21 protein-coding genes and 1 pseudogene are annotated in these 24110 nt (G+C 53.9%); 14 read left to right on the top strand and 8 right to left on the bottom strand.

Going from position 1 to position 24110, the window contains the following annotated elements; translation table 11 throughout:
• Positions 1-221: 221 nt before the first annotated feature.
• The gene (locus tag ABVN44_RS01070) at positions 222-1418 is read left to right on the top strand and encodes an anaerobic sulfatase maturase (protein WP_000029234.1); all 1197 of its coding nucleotides are present in this window, start codon (positions 222-224) and stop codon (positions 1416-1418) included.
• Positions 1419-1515: 97 nt separating this feature from the next.
• The gene (locus ABVN44_RS01065; RefSeq protein ID WP_023231334.1) at positions 1516-2373 is read left to right on the top strand and encodes an aldo/keto reductase; all 858 of its coding nucleotides are present in this window, start codon (positions 1516-1518) and stop codon (positions 2371-2373) included.
• Positions 2374-2471: 98 nt separating this feature from the next.
• Here ABVN44_RS01065 and ABVN44_RS01060 read toward each other — a convergent pair whose 3' ends face one another.
• Positions 2472-3356, bottom strand: coding sequence for a D-hexose-6-phosphate mutarotase (locus ABVN44_RS01060; RefSeq protein ID WP_000608659.1), 885 nt, complete (start codon positions 3354-3356; stop codon positions 2472-2474).
• Between the two features lie 334 nt (positions 3357-3690).
• Positions 3691-4686 carry a glyceraldehyde-3-phosphate dehydrogenase gene (gene gapA / locus ABVN44_RS01055; RefSeq protein WP_000153505.1) on the bottom strand — a complete coding sequence of 332 codons (996 nt, stop codon included), beginning with the start codon at positions 4684-4686 and terminating at the stop codon, positions 3691-3693.
• A 341-nt stretch (positions 4687-5027) separates the two neighbouring features.
• Here gapA and msrB point away from each other — a divergent pair, with 341 nt between their 5' ends.
• Together msrB and ABVN44_RS01045 are read left to right on the top strand one after the other, a co-directional pair.
• On the top strand, positions 5028-5441 hold the full coding sequence (gene msrB, locus ABVN44_RS01050) for a peptide-methionine (R)-S-oxide reductase MsrB (protein WP_001519539.1): 414 nt from the start codon (positions 5028-5030) through the stop codon (positions 5439-5441).
• 41 nt (positions 5442-5482) lie between these two features.
• Positions 5483-5761 (top strand): YeaC family protein, encoded by a 279-nt coding sequence (locus ABVN44_RS01045; protein ID WP_023232111.1) that lies wholly within the window; start codon positions 5483-5485, stop codon positions 5759-5761.
• 351 nt (positions 5762-6112) lie between these two features.
• Here the strand turns inward: ABVN44_RS01045 and pncA are convergent, their stop codons facing one another.
• From pncA to sppA, 3 genes are all read right to left on the bottom strand, one after another.
• Complete coding sequence (gene pncA / locus ABVN44_RS01040; RefSeq protein ID WP_000184708.1) at positions 6113-6769, bottom strand: bifunctional nicotinamidase/pyrazinamidase; 657 nt, start codon at positions 6767-6769, stop codon at positions 6113-6115.
• Positions 6770-6795: 26 nt separating this feature from the next.
• Positions 6796-7812: an asparaginase gene (gene ansA / locus ABVN44_RS01035; protein WP_001170134.1), complete on the bottom strand. Its 1017-nt coding sequence runs from the start codon at positions 7810-7812 to the stop codon at positions 6796-6798.
• Positions 7813-7907: 95 nt separating this feature from the next.
• On the bottom strand, positions 7908-9764 hold the full coding sequence (gene sppA, locus ABVN44_RS01030) for a signal peptide peptidase SppA (RefSeq protein ID WP_001259884.1): 1857 nt from the start codon (positions 9762-9764) through the stop codon (positions 7908-7910).
• 173 nt (positions 9765-9937) lie between these two features.
• On the opposite strand from sppA, the gene ABVN44_RS01025 reads away from it, so the two are divergent.
• From ABVN44_RS01025 to topB, 3 genes are all read left to right on the top strand, one after another.
• The gene (locus ABVN44_RS01025) at positions 9938-10489 is read left to right on the top strand and encodes an NAD(P)H nitroreductase (protein WP_023231453.1); all 552 of its coding nucleotides are present in this window, start codon (positions 9938-9940) and stop codon (positions 10487-10489) included.
• A gap of 117 nt (positions 10490-10606) precedes the next feature.
• Entirely contained in the window at positions 10607-11650 is a 1044-nt protein-coding gene (gene selD, locus ABVN44_RS01020; RefSeq protein WP_001294900.1) for a selenide, water dikinase SelD, read from the top strand.
• 4 nt (positions 11651-11654) lie between these two features.
• A complete protein-coding gene (gene topB / locus ABVN44_RS01015; RefSeq protein WP_001235874.1) occupies positions 11655-13604 on the top strand; it encodes a DNA topoisomerase III in 1950 nt (649 codons plus the stop codon).
• Positions 13605-13633: 29 nt separating this feature from the next.
• Here topB and gdhA read toward each other — a convergent pair whose 3' ends face one another.
• Positions 13634-14977, bottom strand: coding sequence for an NADP-specific glutamate dehydrogenase (gene gdhA / locus ABVN44_RS01010; RefSeq protein WP_129339441.1), 1344 nt, complete (start codon positions 14975-14977; stop codon positions 13634-13636).
• A gap of 238 nt (positions 14978-15215) precedes the next feature.
• Between gdhA and ABVN44_RS01005 the strand changes: the two genes are divergently transcribed.
• Positions 15216-15491, top strand: a complete 276-nt coding sequence (locus ABVN44_RS01005; RefSeq protein WP_001254682.1) for a YnjH family protein — start codon at positions 15216-15218, stop codon at positions 15489-15491.
• On the opposite strand, the gene ABVN44_RS01000 is transcribed toward ABVN44_RS01005, so the two are convergent.
• Together ABVN44_RS01000 and xthA are read right to left on the bottom strand one after the other, a co-directional pair.
• Positions 15451-15867 carry a pyrimidine (deoxy)nucleoside triphosphate diphosphatase gene (locus tag ABVN44_RS01000; protein ID WP_001527820.1) on the bottom strand — a complete coding sequence of 139 codons (417 nt, stop codon included), beginning with the start codon at positions 15865-15867 and terminating at the stop codon, positions 15451-15453. The genes ABVN44_RS01005 and ABVN44_RS01000 overlap by 41 nt on opposite strands.
• 72 nt (positions 15868-15939) lie before the next feature.
• Complete coding sequence (xthA, locus tag ABVN44_RS00995) at positions 15940-16746, bottom strand: exodeoxyribonuclease III (protein WP_000673954.1); 807 nt, start codon at positions 16744-16746, stop codon at positions 15940-15942.
• A gap of 445 nt (positions 16747-17191) precedes the next feature.
• On the opposite strand from xthA, the gene ABVN44_RS00990 reads away from it, so the two are divergent.
• The 6 genes and pseudogenes from ABVN44_RS00990 to spy all read left to right on the top strand — a co-directional run bounded on the left by ABVN44_RS00990 (position 17192) and on the right by spy (position 24040).
• A complete protein-coding gene (locus ABVN44_RS00990; protein ID WP_023231774.1) occupies positions 17192-18418 on the top strand; it encodes an aspartate aminotransferase family protein in 1227 nt (408 codons plus the stop codon).
• Positions 18409-19443: an arginine N-succinyltransferase gene (astA, locus tag ABVN44_RS00985; protein WP_023231775.1), complete on the top strand. Its 1035-nt coding sequence runs from the start codon at positions 18409-18411 to the stop codon at positions 19441-19443. The genes ABVN44_RS00990 and astA overlap by 10 nt, the downstream gene beginning before the upstream one ends.
• Positions 19440-20918 (top strand): annotated as a pseudogene (astD, locus tag ABVN44_RS00980) (succinylglutamate-semialdehyde dehydrogenase). Before astA ends, astD begins: the two are co-directional and overlap by 4 nt.
• Positions 20915-22258 (top strand): N-succinylarginine dihydrolase, encoded by a 1344-nt coding sequence (astB, locus tag ABVN44_RS00975; protein ID WP_048348860.1) that lies wholly within the window; start codon positions 20915-20917, stop codon positions 22256-22258. Before astD ends, astB begins: the two are co-directional and overlap by 4 nt.
• The gene (gene astE, locus ABVN44_RS00970) at positions 22251-23219 is read left to right on the top strand and encodes a succinylglutamate desuccinylase (RefSeq protein ID WP_023231506.1); all 969 of its coding nucleotides are present in this window, start codon (positions 22251-22253) and stop codon (positions 23217-23219) included. The genes astB and astE overlap by 8 nt, the downstream gene beginning before the upstream one ends.
• Before the next feature lie 335 nt (positions 23220-23554).
• Complete coding sequence (spy, locus tag ABVN44_RS00965) at positions 23555-24040, top strand: ATP-independent periplasmic protein-refolding chaperone Spy (protein WP_001229001.1); 486 nt, start codon at positions 23555-23557, stop codon at positions 24038-24040.
• Positions 24041-24110 lie beyond the last annotated feature (70 nt).

Genomic DNA, 24110 nt, shown 5'->3' with positions numbered 1-24110 from the left:
GAACATGGCGGCTTGCATAAATGCGCTGTTGACCGGGTATGGCGCAGCCTTACGTGATTTATACTTTGTTACATCAATTTAAAAAACTAGCCTTTTATATGAAAAACCCAGGTGATTACAACTGCGCTAACAATTAGCGTAATAATTGTTGCAATGCTGGCTGATATCGCCCTGTCACGTCCCGCTTATGCTATACCCATTCTTCACAGCGAGTAAGACGAATGAGCATAGTATTCAATACCGTAGCCAAGCCCAGCGGCAGTCTGTGTAACTTATCCTGCAAGTACTGTTTCTATCTTGATAAACCCCGGGGCCAGCGCGTCATGTCTGACGATGTGCTGGAGATGTATATCCGCCGGGTAATTGATGATACGCCATCATCAGAGGTCTCGTTTTGCTGGCAGGGGGGAGAGCCGACGCTATGCGGTCTTTCTTTTTACCAAAAAGTGGTGCGCTTGCAGCAACGCTATGCCAACGGCAAAACTATCTACAACAGTCTGCAAACCAATGGCGTATTAATCAATGAAGAGTGGGCGGCTTTCTTTGCGCAGCACCAGTTCCTGATTGGTATATCGATTGATGGGCCGCAAGTCGTTCATGATAATTACCGGAAAACGCCGTCAGGGCGGGCGTCTTTTTCCCGGGTCGTTAATGCTATCCGCCTTCTGCAGGCAAATGATGTCGAGTTCAACACGCTCACTGTCGTGAATGATGCGTCATGCCGTCATGGCAACGCTATTTATCATTTTTTGACGCAGGAACTGGAAAGTAAACATCTGCAATTTATTCCCATTGTTGAGCCGCTCGCACAAAAAGCGCAGCGTTCTTTGACGTTATCTGACAATGAGGATTCGCCTTCGCTGATGCCCTTTTCCGTTACGCCTGAAGGGTGGGGCGCCTTTATGTGCGATGTTTTTGATCAATGGATACGTCACGATGTCGGACGCATATTCGTACAGCTTTTTGACAACTTACTTGGCGTCTGGATGGGGGAGCCCGCCACGCTTTGTACGATGCAGTCGACCTGCGGGCAAAGTTTGCTGGTGGAGCAGAATGGCGACGTGTTTAGCTGTGACCATTTTGTTTTTCCCGCCTATAAACTGGGCAATCTGCAGCAACACTCTTTAGAAGAAATGGCGGCCTCTCCTTTTCAGCAGCAGTTTGGCGCGGCTAAAGCAAACCTTTCTTCACGCTGCCAGAACTGTACGTGGCGCTTTGCCTGTCACGGCGGTTGTCCGAAACATCGAATTTGTATGGACGGCGGCGAACGGCAAAATTATCTCTGTAAAGGATATCTGGAGTTCTTTCAACATGTGACGCCCTATATGAATGTGATGCGTCAATTATTACTGAATCAGCGACCCGCCGCGCATATTACCCGCATCGTCGACATGATTGCAGATGACGTTCGTCAGTGACAAGAAAATCGCCCCCCTTGCGCGGTATGATGCCGGACATTACCGTAGGGTCTAAGAGTCCTGTATTGTTTTACCGTCGAGTGACATTGAAAAGGAAATGAAATCAGTGAAAAACGTAACGTTTTGCGGGCAGGTGACGCTTCCTGCCATCGGACAGGGAACATGGTATATGGGCGAGCGCGCGGATCAACGTCAGCGCGAGGTTTCGGCGCTGCGCGCGGGGCTGGATTTGGGGTTACGCCTTATTGATACGGCGGAAATGTATGCCGACGGCGGGGCGGAAAAGGTCGTGGGCGAGGCGTTAGCAGGGCGACGCGATGAGGCATTTCTGGTGTCAAAAGTGTACCCGTGGAACGCTGGCGGCCAGAAGATAGTTGCCGCCTGTGAGGAAAGCCTGCGTCGTCTGAAAACAGATTATCTCGATCTCTATCTATTGCACTGGGCCGGAAGCTTTTCATTCGAAGAGACCGTTGAAGGTATGGAGCGGCTAATCGCGCAGGGAAAAATTCGCCGTTGGGGAGTCTCTAATCTTGATTATGACGATATGCAGGCGCTGTGGCGCATCCCTGGGGGACAGCAATGCGCGACAAATCAGGTGCTCTATCATCTGGCGTCACGCGGTATTGAGTATGATTTATTGCCGTGGTGTCAACAACAGCGAATGCCAGTGATGGCCTATAGCCCGCTGGCGCAGGCTGGCCGGTTACGTAGCGGTTTACTGAATCATCCGGTGGTGAGTGAAATTGCGCAAGCGCATAACGCTACGGCGGCGCAAATCTTACTGACGTGGGTGATTGCGCATCCGGGCGTGATGGCGATCCCGAAAGCCGGAAGTACAGAACACGTGAAGCAAAATGCGGCGGCGCTTGAGATCGCCTTGTCAGCAAACGAACTTGCCTTACTGGACAACGCCTGGCCTGCGCCAAAAGGGAAAACCTCGTTGGATATGGTGTGACGCCGGATAAAATGTGTAAGCGCCGCCATCCGGCAGGTCATGCCTGATGGCGGCTGACGCCTTTCAGATCCTATAGCAACGCCGTTATCCATTCACTTTTAGCGTTTAGCGACGCAGATAGTCTGCGCCAGACGAGAGGGTTTTTCTTCTGTGGCTTGTTGCGGCGCAGTAGCGTAAACCGTTTCAACGCAGACAAACGTTTTATAGCCGTCATCCGGCATGTCGCCCATGCTGACGGACAACGCCGGGCCAGGGTTCCAGCCTACGACGTTAAGGTGATGGTGGTGGACCACATCAATCGTGCGGTTTAATGTCGCATCGTGGATCACGCTACATGCTTCAGGATTGAGGTAAACGCGATCGGTACGGTCCGGAAAGGTTTGTATACCGTCGGCCAGGACACCTTCTTTAGCGTCGTTAACTTTATCAATAAACCGATCGCCGAGTCCGCTGACCTTAACGTTGGCGATGTCGCCAACGTTAAAATAGCTGTGGAGCGCGGATGTGGTTGCAAATTCGCCATGCGCTTCCAGTTCAATTTCACAGGTTTTACCCACTTTAAAACGTGCCAGCAGCGTGAAATCGTGCGGCCAGTATTTCCGGGTGGCCTCACTGCTTTGCAGCTCAAATGTCAGCATTACGCCATTATCATCTTCATTATGCGCTTTTAGCGCCCACGGAAGATTACGCGCAAAGCCGTGTGACGGCAGACCCTGTTGAGCCGCAGGTCCAAACCAGGGCCAGCAGATCGGTACGCCGCCGCGTAGCGCCACGCCGGTTTTGAAAGGCGTATTATTACTGAGCCACAATACCTCTTCCTCGCCAACGGGTTTCCAGGAGAGAAGGTGCGCGCCCTGTAATGCAAAAGAGGCTTTAACCTGCGGATGGTCAACGACGATCAGATCCAGGTCATCAAGCTGACGACGGGAAAGGACAGGGGTAAGCTGTTCGATAACCGGGAGGGCAAAAATTTTATTAATCATTACGCAATCCTCTTAACCCTAAATAATTCGAGTTGCATGACAAGGCGCTTGTGCCTTGACCAGTGCTTGCGCTGGCCCGTAGAGGCGAGGCCGCAGGCCGAGTAACGCGGCAAGTGAACGACAAATTCATCGGGAACGAACTTGAACAACCGTAGGTCATCTCCGGCCAGGGACATGGACATCCCTGATTCATCCCGATAAGTTCGACTTCCGTCAGTGATTCGGGTGAGAAAGCATAGCCAACACACCTGCAACTTGAAGTATGACGGGTATATCTTTAAGCAAAAAAAAGAGCGACCTGAGTCGCTCTTACCAATGACTGTGTCATCTCAACTTATTTGGAGATGTGAGCAATCAGGTCCAGTACTTTGTTGGAGTAACCGGTTTCGTTATCGTACCAGGAGACCAGTTTCACGAAGTTGTCGTTCAGCGCGATGCCTGCTTTAGCATCGAACACGGAAGTGCATACTTCGCCGTTGAAATCGGTAGATACAACGTCGTCTTCGGTGTAACCCAGAACGCCTTTCATTTCGCCTTCGGCAGCAGCTTTAACAGCAGCTTTGATCTGCTCGTAGGTAGCCGCTTTTTCCAGACGAACGGTCAGGTCAACAACGGATACGTTCGGAGTAGGAACGCGGAACGCCATACCAGTCAGTTTGCCATTCAGTTCCGGCAGTACTTTACCTACCGCTTTAGCAGCGCCAGTAGAGGACGGGATGATGTTCTGAGATGCGCCGCGGCCGCCGCGCCAGTCTTTGTGAGACGGGCCGTCAACGGTTTTCTGGGTTGCGGTAGTCGCGTGAACAGTGGTCATCAGACCTTCGATGATGCCGAAGTTGTCGTTGATAACTTTAGCCAGCGGCGCCAGGCAGTTGGTGGTGCAGGAAGCGTTGGAAACGATGTCCTGGCCTTCGTATTTGTCAAAGTTAGCGCCTTTAACAAACATTGGGGTGTTGTCTTTAGACGGACCCGTCAGAACCACTTTTTTCGCGCCAGCGGTGATGTGTTTACGCGCGGTTTCGTCAGTCAGGAAGATACCGGTAGCTTCAGCCACTACGTCAACACCAACTTCGTCCCATTTCAGGTTAGCCGGATCGCGTTCAGCGGTAACACGGATTTTTTTACCGTTAACGATCAGATGACCGTCTTTCACTTCAACAGTACCGTCGAAACGGCCGTGAGTGGAGTCATATTTCAGCATGTATGCCATGTACTCTGCGTCTAACAGGTCGTTGATTGCAACGATCTCGATGTCAGAACGTTTCTGAGCAGCACGGAAAACAATGCGACCGATACGGCCAAAACCGTTGATACCTACTTTGATAGTCATATATTCCACCAGCTATTTGTTAGTGAATAAAAGGTTGCCTGTAAAATTACAAAAACCTTACGCAGCGTCAAGCGGAATCGTGTCAATCATTGCGACAAATCAATCCTCTGCACAACCTTTGCGCGGCTGATTTGCCTCACTCTTCCTTTCGGCTTGAAACCACATGGGGGCGCCGCCCCGAATTTTAAAGGGCAACCGAGATAATAATGTGACATCAGTCACGATTCGTGAGCCGCCATTTCGCAATGATCAAGTTTAGAACAAAAGTTGGTACTGAGGTGTTAATGTTTTGTTAGAATCGGTCAGGCAATGTGAGCACGTTTAAAGTGAGATGTGAGCAAATGGCTAACCAACCTTCAGCAGAAGAACTCAAGAAAAAATTGTCCGAAATGCAATTCTATGTGACGCAGGATCGTGGCACAGAACCGCCATTTACCGGACGCCTGCTACATAATAAACGCGATGGGGTTTATCACTGCCTGGTCTGTGATACGCCGCTTTTTCACTCCCACACCAAATACGATTCAGGCTGCGGCTGGCCTAGCTTTTACCAGCCCGTCAGCGAAGAGGCGATTCGTTACATAGACGATTTTTCTCATGGCATGCAGCGTGTCGAAATTCGTTGCGGTAACTGCGATGCGCATCTCGGACACGTTTTCCCGGACGGGCCGCAGCCAACCGGTGAGCGCTATTGCGTTAACTCGGCCTCGCTGGCCTTTTCTGACGAGAAAAACGGCGATCAACTGAAAGGCTGAAAAAACGATTCAGCAAATTATTCCACAGGAGCGGACACATCATGAATCTTGATGAGATCATTAACAGCATGACGCCGGAAGTGTATCAACGTTTATCCACCGCCGTTGAGCTGGGTAAGTGGCCGGATGGCGTGGCGTTGACGCCGGAACAGAAAGAAAACAGCCTGCAACTGGTGATGCTATGGCAGGCGCGGCACAATACCGAAGCGCAACATATGACGATCGATACTCACGGTCAGATGGTGATGAAAAGCAAGGAGCAGCTCAAAGCGGATTTCGGTATTACGTCAAAGCCGATTGCGACATTGAAAATGCAGTAACGGCAGCCGGATAAGAGGTAGCCGCCATCCGGCGGTTTCATTGCCAATGCGTTGTGCTTACCGGGCCTGCTCATTGCTGCCAGGCACAGGCCCGCCATATTTTTACCCATTAACGCTTAATGTACAGCGAGTCCGCCAACTGTTTCGCTAACTGATTATTGTCATCGGCGGCCTATTCCCAGAACATTGCGCCAGCCAGCCCGCGCTTTTTAATCTGTTTCGTTAGAAGCGCTCTCCAGCCTGCGTTGAGCTTTGCCTGGTAGCGACGCTGACGTGACGTATCCGGCCCAAAGATCTATGCAATGGTCTCACCGTTGCGTGATGTATTGACCGGATACGATACCTGCTCCGCTACCTGGCGACAGCCTGGCCCTGCGTTTCTTCCCAGTCTGCCAGCGTATACAGCGTCGCGCCTGCCGACGCCATCTCCATAAACGCGTGTGCGCTATCCTGCGGGTGAATATTCACGCCGCGACAGCCATCGGTGATAACGTTAACGGCATAGCCCAACTCTAGCGCATCCAGCACCGTAAATTTTACGCAGTAATCGGTCGCCAACCCCATCACGATAAGCTCGGTAACGTCATGCTCGCGAAGCCAGGTATCAAGGGTAGTTTTCTGCCGATGTTCGTTGTCAAAAAACGCGCTGTAGCTATCAATCAGCGGGTTTTCACCCTTATAGATGCAGGCGTCAATCGCATGTTGGTTAAGCAGGGGATGTAACGCCGCGCCGTCGGTATGTTGAACGCAGTGATCCGGCCAGAGCGTTTGCGGCAGCCCGTCCAGCTTTCCCTGACTATAGGGTTCCGCCTGATGCTGGCTGGCGAAGCTGCCATGCTGCGCGGGATGCCAGTCCTGGCTGGCCAGCACCGGAATCTGCCGGGGCTGGCACCAGTCAATAAGAGCGTTGGCGATGTCGATGGTGCTGTCGCCTTCCGCTACAGCCAGCGCGCCGCCGGCGCAAAAGTCATTTTGCAAGTCGACCAGTAATAAGGCCCGGTTTGTCATTATCTTCTCCTTGTCGTCGGGATTTTTTAATCATCCGGCGTCAATTCACCACGCAAGTTTTGCGCCATCGCGCTACGAATCGCCTGAGTGTCCAGACCCTGGCTTAACAAATAATGCAGTTTGGTTAAGGTAGCTTCGACGGTCATATCGGCACCGCCAATCACGCCAGCGTGCGCCAGCGCATTACCGGTAGCGTACCCGCCCATATTGACTCGCCCTGACATGCATTGCGTCAGGTTAACCACCACGATGCCGCGCGAACTGGCCTCTTTCAGCTCCTGTAAAAACGCTTTATTTTGCGGCGCGTTGCCTACGCCATAAGAGCGCAGAATCAGCGCTTTTACCGGCTGACGCAGAAAGTTACGTACTACCTCGGCGGAAATCCCCGGATAAATCGTCACTACGCCTATCGGCTGCGGCGTAATAGGGTGAACGATTAATTCACCAGAACCGTAGGGCGCGGGAGGCGTATTTAAACGGCGAATGTGAATTCCTGCTTCCAGCAAGGGCGGCAGATTAGGAGAGGCAAAAGCGTCAAAACCATCCGCATGGGCTTTGGTCGTGCGATTGCCGCGGAACAGACGATTATTAAAAAACAGCGTTACTTCATTAATAGGATAGTTGGCGGCGACATAAAGCGCATTCAGCAAATTAATTTGCCCGTCGGAGCGCAGCTCAGCCAGCGGAATTTGTGACCCTGTCACAATAACCGGTTTACCCAGATTTTCCAGCATGAAAGAGAGCGCCGATGCGGTAAACGCCATCGTGTCGGTGCCGTGCAGAATAACAAAACCGTCATACTCATCGTAGTGCGCTTTGATATCTGCAGCGATATGCTGCCAGTCTTCCGGCGTCATATCTGATGAATCCATCAGCGGGGCATATTCATGGATGGTAAAATCCGGCATCTCCGGGCGGTGGAATTCCGGCATCAGCGCCAGCTGACGCTGAAGGTGCCCGGACACCGGGATATACCCTTTATCTGAGCGCTGCATACCGATAGTACCGCCGGTATAGGCAACGTAAATTGATTTCTTTTGCATGATAATGTTCAGTCGTGTCGCGAAGGACGTATTAATGATTATCGGATGGCGGCTATGAGCAGACGCCGCCATCCGATATGGCTATTGATGAAGCATTAGCGAACGTTCGCGCAAGTCAAACAGAACGCATAACGGTTTTGCGGATCGTTAAATGCCGCCAGTTTATCCCCCTCGGCCTTCACCGTGTTGGCGGCGGAAACGAGCGGCGCCGGGAGCATCGCCTGAATGGCCTCCGGCAGCATGGCGCGTACTGATCCGGTCATACTGTCCATGACCATATCAAGGACCGTCGGTTCGTCCTGATAGTAATCAAGATGCCACTGTTTCAGTTTCGCCAGCTCCGCCGCTTTGGCGACGGCGTCGTCAAAGTCGCCGAGACTGTCCACCAGACCATTGGCTTTCGCGTCTTCTCCGGTCCAGACATGGCCTTGTGCGATTTTATCAATCTGCTCCGGCGTACGCTTACGCGCGTCTGCCACCAGCGTGATAAAGCGTTTGTAGCCGTACTCAATACTGAGTTGCATCATCTGCTGCACTTCCGGTGACAGCGCTTTGGTCATCGAAATATCCGCCAGCGGCGAGGTGGAAACGCCGTCGCTGTGTACGCCAATCGACGACAGGCTGTTTTCCACCGTATTGATGACGCCGAAGATGCCAATTGAACCCGTCAGCGTGCTGGGGCTGGCCACGATATAGTTTGCCGGCGTAGAGATCCAGTAACCGCCGGAGGCCGCCATGCCGCCCATTGAGACCACCACCGGTTTGCCAGCCGCTCTTGCTGCCGCCAGTTCGGCGCGGATAACTTCGGAGGCGTTGACGCTACCGCCTGGGCTATTGACGCGCAGCACAATCGCTTTCACTTTAGGATCAAGGCGTGCGTCGCGGATCTGCGATGCCGTAGTGTCGCCGCCGACATTCCCTGGCGTTTCTTCGCCATCCATAATCGCGCCATTGGCGAAAATAACCGCAATAGTACCGCCGGTATCCGCAGGCGTTTTCAGCGAATAATCGTAATAGCTGATCGCGCGATAGTTATTTTCGGTTTTGCTCCAGCCAAACTGCTTCGTCAGCGCTTTTTCAACATCTGCGCTGGAGGCGAGGGCGTCCACCAGTTTATGGTCGAGCGCATATTTGGCGGTGTCGCCGCCCACGCTGGTTAACCCGTCGATAATAGCCTGCGCGCCGGGGAAGAGTTGTTGCGGCGAAATCTGGCGATTGGCAGAAACGGTATGCAGGTAGTTCTGCCACAGTTCGCCTATCCAGCGGCTGTCGGCCTCGCGGGCGGCGGGCGACATATCGTCGCGGATAAACGGCTCGACGGCGGATTTATAGGTGCCGACCCGGAAAACGTGGGTAGAGACTTTCAGTTTATCCAGCAGCGTTTTGTAGTACAGGCCATTCGTAGCGAAGCCGTGAAGATCTACCTGACCCTGTGGGGAAAGCCAAATTTTATTGGCGAAACTGGCGAGGTAATACTGACCCTGGCTGTAGTTTTCACCCACGGCGAAAACCGGTTTGCCGCTATCGCGGAATTCGCGCAGCGCTTTACCGATATAGCGCATTGACGGCTGATCGGCACCGGTGAAGTTTTTCAGATCCAGAACGATACCCGTGATGTTACGGTCATCTTTCGCCTGACGAATAGCGTTGACGATGTCAAACAGGGAGTTTTCCTGCAGACGGTCGGAGCTGGCGCCAAATAACTGGCGTCCCAGCGCGCCCAGACGGTGATTGGTGGAGGGTTTATCCACAATGACGCCGGAAATATCCAGCAGCAAAGCGCCGCGCGCCGTTTGCTCACTGTTGCTGCCGTTACCGATCTGCATCCAGATCCCAACGCCCACCAGAACCAAAAAAATAAAGAACAGGTTGAGTACCATTTCACGGACGAGGTTCAACACTCGCCACGTCCATTTAAAAAATCCGGCAATAAATCGCCACAGGGTTCGCATGTATTCTCCCTATCTGAGTAACAACGCTTATACCTTGGTGAGGATAAAGCATTAAGATGTGGCTATCGTAATGACCCATCAGGCAGTTGTCAGCAGGAATCACTGCCTGCGCTGTAACAAAATCCGCTCCCGTGTTAATTTTGTGAATAAATATCATTGCTGGAGTTAATCAAATGGATGCACTAGAACTGCTGGTCAACCGTCGTAGCGCCTCTCGTCTCGCAGAACCGGCGCCTGTCGGAGAGCAATTACAGAACATTCTGCGGGCGGGAATGCGTGTTCCCGATCATAAATCTCTACAGCCGTGGCGTTTTTTTGTGATTGAAGGAGAGGGGCGCGACCGCTTCAGCGCCGTGCTTGAACAAGGCGCTGTCGCTGCCGGGGGCGATGAGAAAGCGATCGAAAAAGCGCGTAATGCGCCGTTTCGCGCACCGCTGATCATTACCGTGGTGGCGAAATGCGAAGAAAACCATAAGGTTCCAGTGTGGGAGCAGGAGATGTCTGCCGGATGCGCGGTGATGGCGATGCAAATGGCGGCGATTGCGCAAGGGTTTAATGGTATCTGGCGTAGCGGCGCATTAACGGAGAGCGCTATCGTGCGGGAAGCCTTTGAGTGCCGCCCGCAGGATAAAATTGTTGGTTTTCTCTATCTCGGCACGCCGCAGCTCAAAGCGTCAACGACGATCAGTACCCCCGACCCCACGCCGTTTGTGCGTTATTTGTGACGCTGAGGGATAAAACTGTCTGGATTCTGAGCAAAGGCGCGGTAATTCAGACAGTGATACTTACCACATCAGGGAATGAGCGCTACCATAGCGCGAATGCAATGACAGGAGATGTCCATGAGCGAGCAAGCCATTCGTTTAACGCAATACAGCCACGGCGCTGGTTGCGGTTGTAAAATTTCCCCTAAAGTGCTGGAGACTATCCTGCATAGCGAGCAGGCGAAGTTCGTCGACCCGAATCTGCTGGTGGGTAATGAAACCCGCGATGATGCGGCGGTTTACGATCTGGGTAATGGCACCAGTATTATCAGCACCACCGACTTCTTTATGCCGATAGTCGATAACCCGTTTGATTTTGGCCGCATTGCGGCAACAAACGCCATCAGCGATATTTTTGCGATGGGCGGCAAACCGATTATGGCGATCGCGATCCTTGGCTGGCCGATTAATACCCTGTCGCCCGATATTGCGCGTGAAGTGACCGAGGGGGGGCGCTTTGCCTGCCGTCAGGCCGGTATCGCGCTGGCGGGCGGACACTCTATTGACGCCCCGGAGCCGATCTTTGGTCTCGCGGTCACAGGCGTAGTGCCGACCGAACGGGTGAAGAAAAACAGTACCGCGCAGGCGGGATGCAAACTCTTTCTGACCAAACCGTTGGGGATTGGCGTGTTGACCACCGCCGAGAAAAAATCGCTGCTTAAGCCTGAACATCAGGGGCTGGCGACGGAAGTCATGTGTCGGATGAACGTTGCTGGCGCGGCGTTTGCCAATATCGATGGCGTAAAAGCTATGACTGACGTTACCGGTTTTGGCCTGCTGGGGCACCTGAGCGAGATGTGCCAGGGCGCAGGCGTGCAGGCGCTGCTTTGCTATCAGGACATCCCTAAACTGCCGGGCGTGGAAGAGTATATTGCCCTGGGCGCCGTACCGGGCGGCACAGAGCGCAACTTCGCCAGCTATGGTCATTTGATGGGCGACATGTCGCGTGAAGTTCGTAGCCTGCTGTGCGATCCGCAAACGTCAGGCGGTCTGTTGTTGGCGGTAACGCCGGACGCCGAAGACGATGTTAAAGCCACCGCGGCGGAATTTGGTATCGATCTGACCGCGATTGGCGAACTGGTCGAGGCCCGCGGCGGTCGCGCTATGGTTGAGATTCGTTAACCTGATGCGGTTGTTTATTGCCGAAAAACCGAGTCTGGGGCGCGCCATTGCGGATGTGCTGCCAAAACCGCACCGTAAAGGCGATGGTTTTATTGAGTGCGGAAACGGGCAGGTCGTCACCTGGTGTATTGGTCATTTGCTGGAACAGGCGCAGCCGGATGCGTATGACAGCCGTTATGCGCGCTGGAATCTGGCTGACCTGCCTATCGTGCCGGAAAAATGGCAGCTTCAGCCTCGTCCTTCCGTCACCAAACAACTCAATGTGATTAAGCGCTTTTTGCATCAAGCCGGTGAAATTATTCACGCTGGCGACCCGGATCGCGAAGGACAGCTTCTGGTTGATGAAGTGCTGGATTATCTCCAGCTTCCTGCCGAAAAGCGCCAGCAGGTGCGGCGTTGTCTGATAAACGACCTTAATCCGCAGGCGGTCGAGCGTGCTATCGACAGGCTGCGGGCGAACAGTGACTTCGTGCCGCTGTGCGTCTCCGCGCTGGCGCGAGCGCGAGCGGACTGGCTGTATGGCATTAATATGACCCGCGCTTACACGATCCTGGGCCGTAATGCTGGCTATCAGGGCGTGTTATCCGTGGGACGCGTACAGACGCCGGTACTGGGGCTGGTGGTGCGGCGAGACGAAGAGATTGAGAACTTCGTCGCCAAAGACTTCTTTGAAGTGAAGGCGCACATCGTTACGCCTGCCGACGAGCGTTTTACCGCTATCTGGCAGCCGAGCGAGGCGTGTGAACCTTATCAGGATGAAGAAGGGCGCTTGCTGCATCGTCCGCTGGCGGAGCATGTAGTGAACCGAATCAACGGTCAGCCCGCGCTGGTAACCAGTTATAATGATAAACGGGAATCAGAATCCGCGCCGCTGCCGTTTTCGCTCTCGACGCTACAGATTGAAGCCGCCAAACGCTTTGGCCTGAGCGCGCAAAACGTGCTTGATATTTGTCAGAAGCTATATGAAACCCACAAACTGATTACCTATCCGCGTTCCGACTGCCGTTATCTGCCGGAAGAACACTTTGCCGGACGGCAGGCGGTCATGAACGCGATTAGCGTCCACGCCCCGGATTTACTGCCGCAGTCTGTGGTTAATCCTGATACGCGCAATCGCTGCTGGGATGACAAAAAAGTGGATGCGCACCACGCGATTATCCCGACGGCGCGCAGTTCTTCTGTCCATCTGACGGAAAACGAAGCGAAAGTGTACACCCTGATTGCGCGTCAGTATCTGATGCAGTTCTGCCCGGACGCGGTGTTTCGTAAATGCGTTATTGAACTGGAAATCGCCAAAGGGAAATTTGTCGCCAAAGCGCGTTTTCTGGCGGAGGCCGGTTGGCGGACGTTACTGGGCAGTAAAGAGCGCGACGAGGAAAACGACGGTACGCCGCTGCCGGTTGTCGCCAAAGGTGATGAGTTGCTGTGTGAAAAGGGGGAAGTGGTCGAGCGCCAAACCCAGCCGCCGCGTCATTTCACCGATGCGACATTGCTTTCCGCGATGACCGGAATTGCCCGCTTCGTGCAGGATAAAGATCTGAAAAAGATTCTGCGCGCGACTGATGGGCTGGGGACGGAAGCCACGCGCGCCGGGATTATCGAGCTGCTGTTCAAACGTAGCTTTCTGACCAAAAAAGGGCGCTATATTCATTCTACCGATGCTGGCAAAGCGTTAATACATTCGCTGCCGGAAATGGCGGCCCGTCCAGATATGACCGCTCACTGGGAATCTGTTTTGACGCAAATCAGCGAAAAACAGTGCCGTTACCAGGATTTTATGCAACCGCTGGTCGGCACGTTATATCAGCTGATCGAGCAGGCTAAGCGCACGCCGGTGAAGCGCTTCAGAGGGATAGTCGCGCCAGGCGGTGGAGACAAGAAAAAGAGCGCGCCGCGTAAGCGAGCGGGCAAAAAAAGCCCGCCTGCTGAGGAGACAGGCCGTCAGACCGAATAAGCGTAAAGCCATCTGGCCTGACGACGGGATTAAATGACGCCCAGCGCCAGCATGGCGTCGGCGACTTTCACGAAACCGGCGATGTTGGCGCCCTGAACGTAGTTGGTATGCTTATTATCGCCGCCGTACTCGACACAGGCGTGATGGATATCCAGCATAATGTGATGCAGACGGGCGTCCACTTTCTCGGCTTTCCAGCTCAACCGCGCGGCGTTCTGCGCCATTTCCAGCCCCGATGTCGCCACGCCGCCCGCGTTGGCGGCTTTACCCGGCGCAAACAGTACGCCTGCCTCAAGGAAGAGATCGGTCGCTTCAATCGTGGTTGGCATATTTGCCCCTTCCGCCACGGCTTTTACGCCATTGGCAATCAGTACGCGCGCGGCGTCAACGTCCAGTTCGTTCTGCGTCGCGCATGGCAGGGCGATATCCACCGGTACGCTCCAGGGCTGCTGGCCTTCCAGATAGGTTAAGCCAAACTCACGGGCGTAGTCAGCGACGCGACCGTCACGGCTGGCTTTAATTTCACACAGACGCGCCAGCTTCTCTGGCGTGAAGCCACTTTCATCGACCACTGTCCCGCTCGAATCCGACGCGGTAACCACGCGCGCGCCAAAGGCCATCGCTTTCTCAATGGCGTATTGCGCTACGTTGCCGGAGCCGGACACGGCGACGCGCATCCCTTCGAAACCAAGACCATGACGTTTAAGCATCGCTTCAGTGAAGTAGACCAGGCCATAGCCCGTCGCCTCCGGGCGAATCAGGCTGCCGCCGAAGGAAAGCCCTTTGCCGGTGAAGACGCAGGCGCTGTTATTGGAAAGCTTGCGCATCATTCCCGCCATAAAGCCCACTTCGCGCCCGCCCACGCCGATATCCCCGGCAGGTACGTCGGTATCCGGCCCTAAATGGCGATACAGTTCAGTCATCAGCGCCTGGCAGAAACGCATCACTTCGCCTTCGCTTTTCCCTTTCGGATCGAAATCACTGCCGCCTTTACCGCCGCCCATCGGCAACGTGGTGAGGGCATTTTTAAAGGTTTGCTCAAAGCCGAGGAACTTAAGGATGGAAAGGTTTACCGAAGGATGAAAGCGCATACCGCCTTTATAGGGGCCGATAGCAGAGTTGAACTGCACGCGCCAGGCGCGATTTACCTGCACCTGGTTTTTGTCGTCCAGCCACACTACGCGAAACTGAATTACGCGCTCTGGTTCAACCAAACGTTCCAGTAAAGACATGTGGCGGTAACGGGGGTTTTGTTCAAGAAACGGCCACAGGGTGGTCATGACTTCACGGACGGCTTGCGCGAACTCGGTTTGATGCGGGTCGCGCTTTTGTACATGGTTGAGGAACGATTCCAGAGAACATGTCTGATCCATAGATATAAAAACCTCTTATATATTAATGTGGTTGTATTTGCGTTTTATCAGAATATGTATTTGCAGTTTTCGACTATACCATCAGCAATGTGACGGTAAGCAAGAAAAAAATGACGCTGCTAAGTAAATTCATAACGGGGCGAGGGTCATAACTAAAAGCGATGACAAAAGAGGATTAAAGTTTTCACGGCGGCTTACCGTTATACTGAGAATATGCTTAGAAAAATAAGGAAATCCTATGCGCCGAAGCCTCGTGGTCGCCGTGATGGCGATAATGCCAATGGTCGGGCTGGCAAACCAGAACAGTCGTCCTGATATTCAGGTGAATGTCCCGCCGGAAGTTTTCAGCACGCGCGGTCAGTCGTCCCAGCCCTGCATTCAGTGCTGCGTTTACCAGGATCAGAATTACTCCGAAGGTGCGGTAATAAAAGTGGAAGGCGTCTTGCTCCAGTGCCAGCGTGACGAAAAAACCATCAGCACGAATCCGTTAGTCTGGCGTCGCGTAAAGCCATAAACGCCTGCAATAGCGGAATATCCGCCGGGGCGAGGGGGTACTCCAGCGCCTCTTCCGGCGTACACCAGGCTAATGCCTGATGTTCCAGCGCACGTATCAGACCGTTAAAAGCAGGCACATGCCAGGCGTGCAAATGAATTCGTCGGCCAGACACGTCGCGTTGATGGCTGGCGATATAGACGCCGGGCGTGGCGTCAATCCCTAACTCTTCGCGTAGCTCGCGGACAAGCGCCTGCGGCTGGGTTTCGCCGGGTTCGACTTTACCGCCGGCAAACTCCCATAAACCGGCTTGATCCGCATGATCTGGGCGCTGGGCCAGCAGAATTTTGCCGTCGCGTTCAATGATGGCGGCAACAACATCGAGTTTTTTTATCATTGTCGTTAAGGTCGTTATTCCTGCCGGGAAGCGTCGCGCTATCCCGGCCTTACGGTTAATCAGAAAGCGGAATCAAACACGAAACGTCGCCCAGACCGGCGCATGGTCGGAGGGTTTTTCCATACTGCGAATGTCGTAGTCTATACCGGTTTCTGCGCAACGTTCCGCCAGCGGAGCGCTTGCCAGCAAGAGGTCGATACGCAGTCCGCGATTATCCACGAAACCTTTTGAGCGGTAATCAAACCACGAAAATTTATCCATCGTTTGCGGATTCGCCTGACGGAACGTGTCTACTAATCCCCACTTCAGTAACCGTGACATCCATTCACGCTCCTCCGGCAGGAAGGAGCATTTACCGGTACGCAGCCAGCGTTTGCGGTTTTCTTCGCCGATGCCAATATCCAGATCGGTCGGGCTGATATTCATGTCGCCCATAATTAATACCGGATTATCGCACTTGAGTTCCGTTTCAAGATAGTTTTGCAAGTTCTGATAAAACTGCGCTTTCGCGGGGAACTTCAACGGATGATCCCGGCTTTCCCCCTGCGGGAAATAGCCGTTAATGACGGTAATATTACCCAGCGGCGAGGGGATTTCCGCCATGATAATGCGGCGTTGCGCCTCTTCGCCATCATCCGGGAAACCGCGTCTGACGGAAATGGGCGTGGCTTTTGTTAGCAGCGCGACGCCGTAATGGCCTTTTTGTCCATGATAGAAAACGTTATAGCCCAGCTTCGCGACCTCTTCGAGCGGGAACATTTCGTCGTGGACTTTTGTCTCCTGTAGACCGATCACATCGGGCTGGTGTTTTTCGACAATCGCTTCAAGCTGATGGGGACGGGCGCGCAGGCCGTTGATATTAAAAGAGACAAATTTCATAGTCACTGCCACTTTGCAAGGTGAATCGTGTTGGGATGGTAGCAGAAATTTTACCGGGTGGCTGCCACTCATCGTCAGATTCGGCCAATGGAAGCGTATGGTGTTTTCTATAGCGCGAAAATGGCACAGTTTGCGTGCAGATGCGCCAGAACGGGGCGGTAATTTCCAGTAAATTTCGTATAAGATCACAATTCCAGAATTATATTTGGCAACTGAATAATATTTCGCTTTTTCCTCTTTTTGGCCGCCGATTATGCGGGGATATTCACTTTTCATGCAGTAAAAGTGAATATCGCTACGCTGTAACCCATTGATTTACCGTTTATCACTTCTGTTTATGCAATGTTAACGCTGGCTGGCACGAATGCTGCAATCTACATTTACAGCGCAAACACTCATATTAATTAACATATAAATAACTTTATTTTTACCAAAAGAGGTCGCTATGTCTCTGTCAGTTACGCGCGAAAAGTTTGATGAATGGATGGTGCCGGTATATGTTCCCGCGCCTTTTATTCCTGTACGCGGAGAAGGCTCACGCCTGTGGGATCAGCAGGGGAAAGAGTACATTGATTTTGCTGGCGGGATCGCGGTCAACGCATTGGGACATGCGCATCCGGCGCTGCGCGAGGCGTTAAATGAACAGGCGAATCGCTTCTGGCATACCGGGAACGGTTACACCAATGAACCGGCGCTGCGACTGGCGAAAAAACTGATCGACGCGACCTTCGCCGAACGCGTTTTCTTTTGTAATTCAGGCGCTGAAGCAAATGAAGCAGCATTAAAACTGGCGCGCAAATATGCCCACGATCGTGTCGGCAATCATAAAAGCGGCATTGTGGCCTTTAAAAACGCGTTCCATGGCCGCACGCTCTTTACCGTCAGCGCTGGCGGTCAACCCACCTATTCACAGGACTTTGCGCCGCTGCCGCCGGATATTCGTCATGCAGCCTATAACGATCTGAACTCCGCCAGCGCGCTAATTGATGACAATACCTGCGCCGTGATCGTAGAACCTGTGCAGGGCGAGGGCGGCGTGATCCCCGCCACGAAAGCTTTTTTGCAGGGGCTGCGTGAATTGTGCGACCGGCATCAGGCGTTACTGATTTTTGATGAGGTGCAGACGGGCGTCGGACGTACCGGCGAACTGTATGCATATATGCATTATGGCGTTACGCCCGATATCCTGACGACCGCTAAAGCGTTGGGCGGCGGCTTCCCGATCGGCGCGATGCTGACCACGCAAGACTATGCCAGCGTTATGACGCCAGGCACGCATGGCACCACCTACGGCGGTAATCCGCTGGCGACGGCAGTTGCCGGAAAAGTACTGGATATCATCAATACGCCGGAGATGCAAAACGGCGTCAGACAGCGCCACGATGCGTTTATTGAACGTCTAAATACCCTTAATGTGCGTTTTGGCATGTTCAGTGAAATTCGCGGTCTGGGGCTACTGCTTGGTTGTGTGCTACAGACGGAGTTTGCCGGAAAAGCCAAACTCATCGCCCAGGAAGCGGCAAAAGCAGGCGTGATGGTGCTCATCGCCGGTGGCGACGTGGTGCGTTTTGCGCCAGCGTTAAATGTGAGCGACGAGGAGATAGCCACCGGGCTTGATCGTTTTGCCATGGCGTGCGAACGCCTTCAGACGGGAGGCGCATCATGCGGGTGATTCGTCCTGTCGAACATGCGGATATCGCCGCGCTGATGCAGCTTGCAGGCAAAACGGGCGGCGGCTTAACCTCGCTACCGGCAAATGAAGCGACGCTGGCGGCCCGCATTGAACGCGCGCTAAAAACCTGGTCCGGCGAGCTGCCAAAAGGCGAACAAGGGTATGTATTCGTTCTCGAAGACAGTGAAACGGGTGAGGTCGGCGGGATCTGCGCCATTGAGGTCGCGGTCGGCCTTAACGACCCCTGGTATAACTATCGTGTCGGTACGCTGGTTCATGCCTCCAAAGAGCTGAATGTATATAACGCGTTGCCAACATTATTCCTGAGTAATGATCACACTGGCAGCAGTGAGCTTTGCACGCTGTTTCTCGATCCCGAATGGCGTAAAGAGGGTAACGGCTACCTGTTGTCAAAATCGCGCTTTATGTTTATGGCCGCGTTTCGCGATAAATTCAATGAGAAAGTGGTGGCGGAAATGCGCGGCGTCATTGACGAGCACGGTTATTCTCCCTTCTGGCAAAGTCTCGGCAAACGCTTTTTCTCTATGGATTTCAGCCGGGCGGATTTTTTATGCGGTACCGGGCAAAAAGCGTTTATCGCCGAGCTGATGCCCAAACATCCTATTTATACCCACTTCTTATCTGAAGAGGCACAGGCCGTAATTGGCGAAGTCCACCCGCAAACGGCGCCAGCCCGCGCGGTGCTGGAAAAGGAAGGTTTTCGCTATCGCCACTATATCGACATCTTCGACGGCGGGCCGACGCTGGAGTGTGATATTGACCGCGTGCGGGCCATTCGTAAAAGCTGGCTGGTGGAAGTCGCGGAAGGGCAACCCGCGCCTGGCGACTATCCGGCATGTCTGGTCGCCAATGAAAACTATCACCACTTTCGGGCCGCGCTGGTGCGTGCCGATCCGCAGACTTCACGACTTGTACTTACCGCCGCGCAGTTGGATGCGCTGAAATGTCGCGCGGGCGACCACGTTCGGCTGGTACGCCTTTGCGCTGAGGAGAAAACCGTATGACGCTATGGATAAACGGCGACTGGATAACCGGTCAGGGCGAACGCCGCCGCAAAACGAACCCGGTGAGCGCGGAGATACTTTGGCAGGGGAATGACGCTAATGCGGCACAGGTCGCCGAGGCCTGTCAGGCGGCGCGCGCGGCGTTTCCTCGTTGGGCCAGACAGCCTTTTGCGGCACGACAGGCTATCGTAGAGAAATTTGCCGCCCTGCTGGAGGCGCATAAAGCCGAGCTCACGGAGGTCATCGCGCGTGAAACCGGTAAACCGCGCTGGGAGGCGGCAACGGAAGTGACGGCGATGATCAATAAGATTGCCATCTCGATTAAGGCTTACCATGCCAGAACAGGCGAACAAAAAAGCGAACTTGTCGATGGCGCCGCGACGTTGCGCCATCGTCCTCACGGTGTGCTGGCGGTATTCGGCCCTTATAACTTTCCCGGCCATTTACCGAATGGCCATATTGTGCCCGCGTTGCTGGCAGGCAATACGCTGATTTTCAAACCTAGCGAGCTAACGCCATGGACCGGGGAAACGGTAATAAAATTCTGGGAACGGGCCGGGCTACCGGCAGGCGTTCTTAATCTGGTGTAGGGCGGCCGGGAGACCGGACAAGCGCTGAGTTCGCTCGACGATCTCGACGGACTGCTGTTTACCGGCAGCGCCAGTACCGGATATCAGCTTCATCGCCAGCTATCCGGCCAGCCGGAAAAAATCCTGGCCCTTGAAATGGGCGGAAACAATCCGCTCATTATTGAGGATGCGGCAAATATAGATGCGGCGGTACATCTGACGCTGCAATCGGCGTTTATTACCGCCGGACAGCGCTGTACCTGCGCGCGACGCCTTCTGGTAAAACAGGGTGCGCAGGGAGATGCATTTCTGGCGCGGCTGGTTGACGTCGCCGGACGTCTGCAGCCCGGCAGATGGGACGATGATCCGCAGCCGTTTATCGGCGGACTGATTTCAGCGCAGGCGGCACAGCATGTGATGGAGGCCTGGCGTCAACGAGAGGCATTAGGTGGTCGCACGCTACTGGCGCCGCGGAAGGTCAAAGAGGGAACCTCTCTGCTGACGCCTGGCATCATTGAGCTGACGGGCGTCGCGGATGTGCCGGATGAAGAGGTGTTTGGTCCGCTGCTGAGCGTCTGGCGTTATGCGCATTTCGATGAGGCGATTCGTCTGGCGAATAATACCCGTTTCGGTCTGTCGTGTGGGCTGGTGTCGACGGATCGCGCGCAGTTCGAACAGCTCTTGCTGGAGGCACGGGCAGGGATCGTTAACTGGAATAAACCGCTCACCGGGGCAGCGAGTACTGCGCCGTTTGGTGGTGTCGGCGCGTCTGGCAACCATCGACCCAGTGCCTGGTATGCCGCCGATTATTGCGCCTGGCCGATGGCCAGTCTGGAATCTCCCGAACTGACGTTGCCTGCGACATTAAGCCCCGGCCTCGACTTTTCTCGCAGGGAGGCGGTATGACGGCGCATGAAGTTAATTTTGACGGGCTGGTGGGGCTTACGCACCATTATGCCGGGCTATCCTTCGGCAATGAGGCATCGACCCGCCACCGTTTTCAGATGTCGAATCCTCGTCTGGCGGTAAAGCAGGGGCTGCTAAAGATGAAGGCTTTGGCGGATGCCGGCTTTCCCCAGGCGGTGATCCCGCCGCATGAGCGGCCTTTTATTCCGGCGTTGCGTCAGCTCGGCTTCACGGGTAGCGATGAGCAGATTCTGGATAAGGTTGCGCGTCAGGCGCCACGCTGGCTTTCTAGCGTGAGTTCCGCGTCGCCAATGTGGGTTGCGAATGCGGCGACGGTTTGCCCATCGGCAGACGCGCTGGACGGGAAAGTTCACCTGACGGTGGCGAATTTAAACAATAAATTTCATCGCGCTCTTGAGGCGCCTGTTACCGAAGCGCTGCTACGCGCCATATTTCGCGATGAAAGTCAGTTTTCAGTGCATAGCGCGTTACCGCAGGTCGCATTATTGGGAGATGAAGGCGCGGCGAATCATAACCGTCTTGGCGGCGAGTATGGTTCGGCAGGCGTGCAGCTTTTTGTCTATGGGCGCGAAGAGGAGAATGAAATACGACCCGCTCGTTATCCGGCGCGCCAGAGCCGCGAAGCCAGCGAGGCCGTGGCGCGTCTTAATCAGGTGAATCCGCAACAGGTTATCTTCGCTCAGCAAAACCCGGAGGTCATCGATCAAGGCGTATTCCATAATGATGTCATCGCCGTTTCGAATCGACAGGTATTGTTTTGTCACGAAGCGGCGTTTGCCCGTCAGAAAGTGCTCATTAATCATTTGCGTACGCGCGTTGACGGTTTTATGGCGATAGAGGTGCCCGCCGGCGAGGTTTCTGTATCAGATGCTGTGGCGACCTACCTGTTTAATAGTCAGTTGTTAAGCCGTGACGACGGCTCAATGCTGTTAGTGTTGCCGCGGGAATGTCAGGACCATGCCGGCGTCTGGCGCTATCTGAATAAGCTGGTGGCGGAGGATAACCCCATCAGCGCGATGCAGGTGTTTGATTTGCGAGAAAGTATGGCCAACGGCGGCGGCCCGGCCTGTCTGCGATTACGCGTGGTGTTAACAGAAGAAGAACGACGGGCGGTGAATCCAGCGGTAATGATGAATGACGCTCTGTTTACGGCCCTTAACGCGTGGGCGGATCGTTATTATCGCGATCGCCTGACCGCTGCCGATCTGGCCGATCCGTTATTATTGCGAGAAGGCCGGGAGGCGCTGGATGTGTTAACGCGTCTGCTGGATTTGGGGTCGGTTTATCCTTTCCAGCAAACGGGGGCGGCTGATGGATAACTTTCTGGCGTTGACGCTAAGCGGCACGACACCACGGGTGACGCAGGGGAAGGGCGCGGGTTTTCGCTGGCGCTGGTTAGGCCATGGTCTGCTTGAACTCACGCCCGATGCGCCGGTCGACCGCGCGTTAATTCTTTCTGCGGGGATACACGGTAATGAAACCGCGCCGGTAGAGATGCTGGATAGGCTGCTGTCGGCGCTGTTCTCAGGCAGCTTGACGTTAACGTGGCGAGTGCTGGTGGTACTCGGCAATCCGCAGGCGCTGGCGGCGGGAATACGCTATTGTCACAGCGATATGAACCGTATGTTTGGCGGGCGTTGGCAGTCCTTTGCCGAAAGCGATGAAACGCGGCGGGCGCGTGAGCTGGAGCTAAGTCTGGAGACCTTCTTTTCATCTGGCCAGGCGCGGGTACGCTGGCATCTGGATCTGCATACCGCCATTCGTGGCTCGCATCATTTGCGTTTTGGCGTATTGCCGCAGCGCGACCGCCCGTGGGAGGCGGATTTTCTGGCGTGGCTGGGCGCGGCAGGACTGGAGGCGTTGGTATTTCATCAGGCGCCCGGCGGTACGTTTACGCACTTTAGCTCTGAACATTTCGGCGCGCTTTCCTGTACGCTGGAGTTGGGAAAGGCGTTGCCGTTTGGGCAAAACGATCTGACGCAGTTCAGTGTAACCTCGCAGGCGTTGTCGGCGCTGCTGAGCGGTGTCGAAACGTCAACCTCGTTTTCGCCGCCGCTACGCTATCGGGTGGTGTCGCAAATCACGCGTCACAGCGACAAGTTCGCGCTTTATATGGATGCGCAAACGCTGAATTTTACTGCCTTTGCGAAGGGAACGTTGCTGGCCGAGGAGGGGGATAAGCGCGTGACGGTGACGCATGACGTTGAATATGTTCTCTTTCCTAATCCCTCTGTCGCCTGCGGATTGCGGGCTGGATTAATGCTGGAAAGACTTCCCTGATAAATGTCCCTGTAAGCTCACGTTAGGATTACAGGGATGATTTGGGACACAGTTTCATGCTATTACGGATTATTCCTGGAGAATTGCTTTATTAATAAGCGTTGCTGCGTTATAGTTCTGCATAATTTCTGCTATATCATGCTGTTGTATATTTCTCTTTCAACTCTGCGCAATTTATTCTTTTTTTCTTCACAATTGGCGAAAAAGTGTTTTTTATACTTTCATTGTTTTACCGTTGTTATGACTAATTGACGCTAAGACGGTTAAAGTTAATCACGACAACACGGCGCTGTTTTAAATATGCCGTAAAAATAACTGAAAGGAAGGATGGAAATATGCGTAAACTGACTGCTCTATTTGTTGCCTCTACCCTGGCGATGGGTGCTGCGAATCTGGCTCATGCCGCTGAGACTACCACCGCCGCGCCAGCGGATGCGAAGCCAATGATGCAGCATAAAGGTAAATTTGGCCCACATCACGATATGATGTTTAAAAACCTGAACCTGACGGACGCACAGAAGCAACAAATTCGCGACATTATGAAAGCGCAGCGCGAGCAAATGAAACGTCCGCCGCTGGAAGAGCGTCGCGCCATGCATGATATTATCGCCAGCGATACCTTCGATAAAGCTAAAGCCGAAGCGCAAATTACGAAAATGGAAGCGCAGCGCAAGGCCAATATGCTGGCGCATATGGAAACCCAGAATAAAATTTATAACGTTCTGACGCCGGAGCAGAAAAAGCAATATAACGCTAATTTTGAGAAGCGTCTGACAGAACGCCCGGCGCAAGAAGGTAAAATGCCTGCTGCGGCAGAATAACTTTCCGCATAATTTAAGACCGCCGGTCTTGTCGACAACACAATCGTTGAGGTGGACAGGATCGGCGGTT

Source organism: Salmonella sp. SJTUF15570 (assembly GCF_043357055.1).
Classification (GTDB): Bacteria; Pseudomonadota; Gammaproteobacteria; order Enterobacterales; family Enterobacteriaceae; genus Salmonella; species Salmonella enterica.
This window is presented reverse-complemented; position numbering and strand designations above follow the sequence as displayed.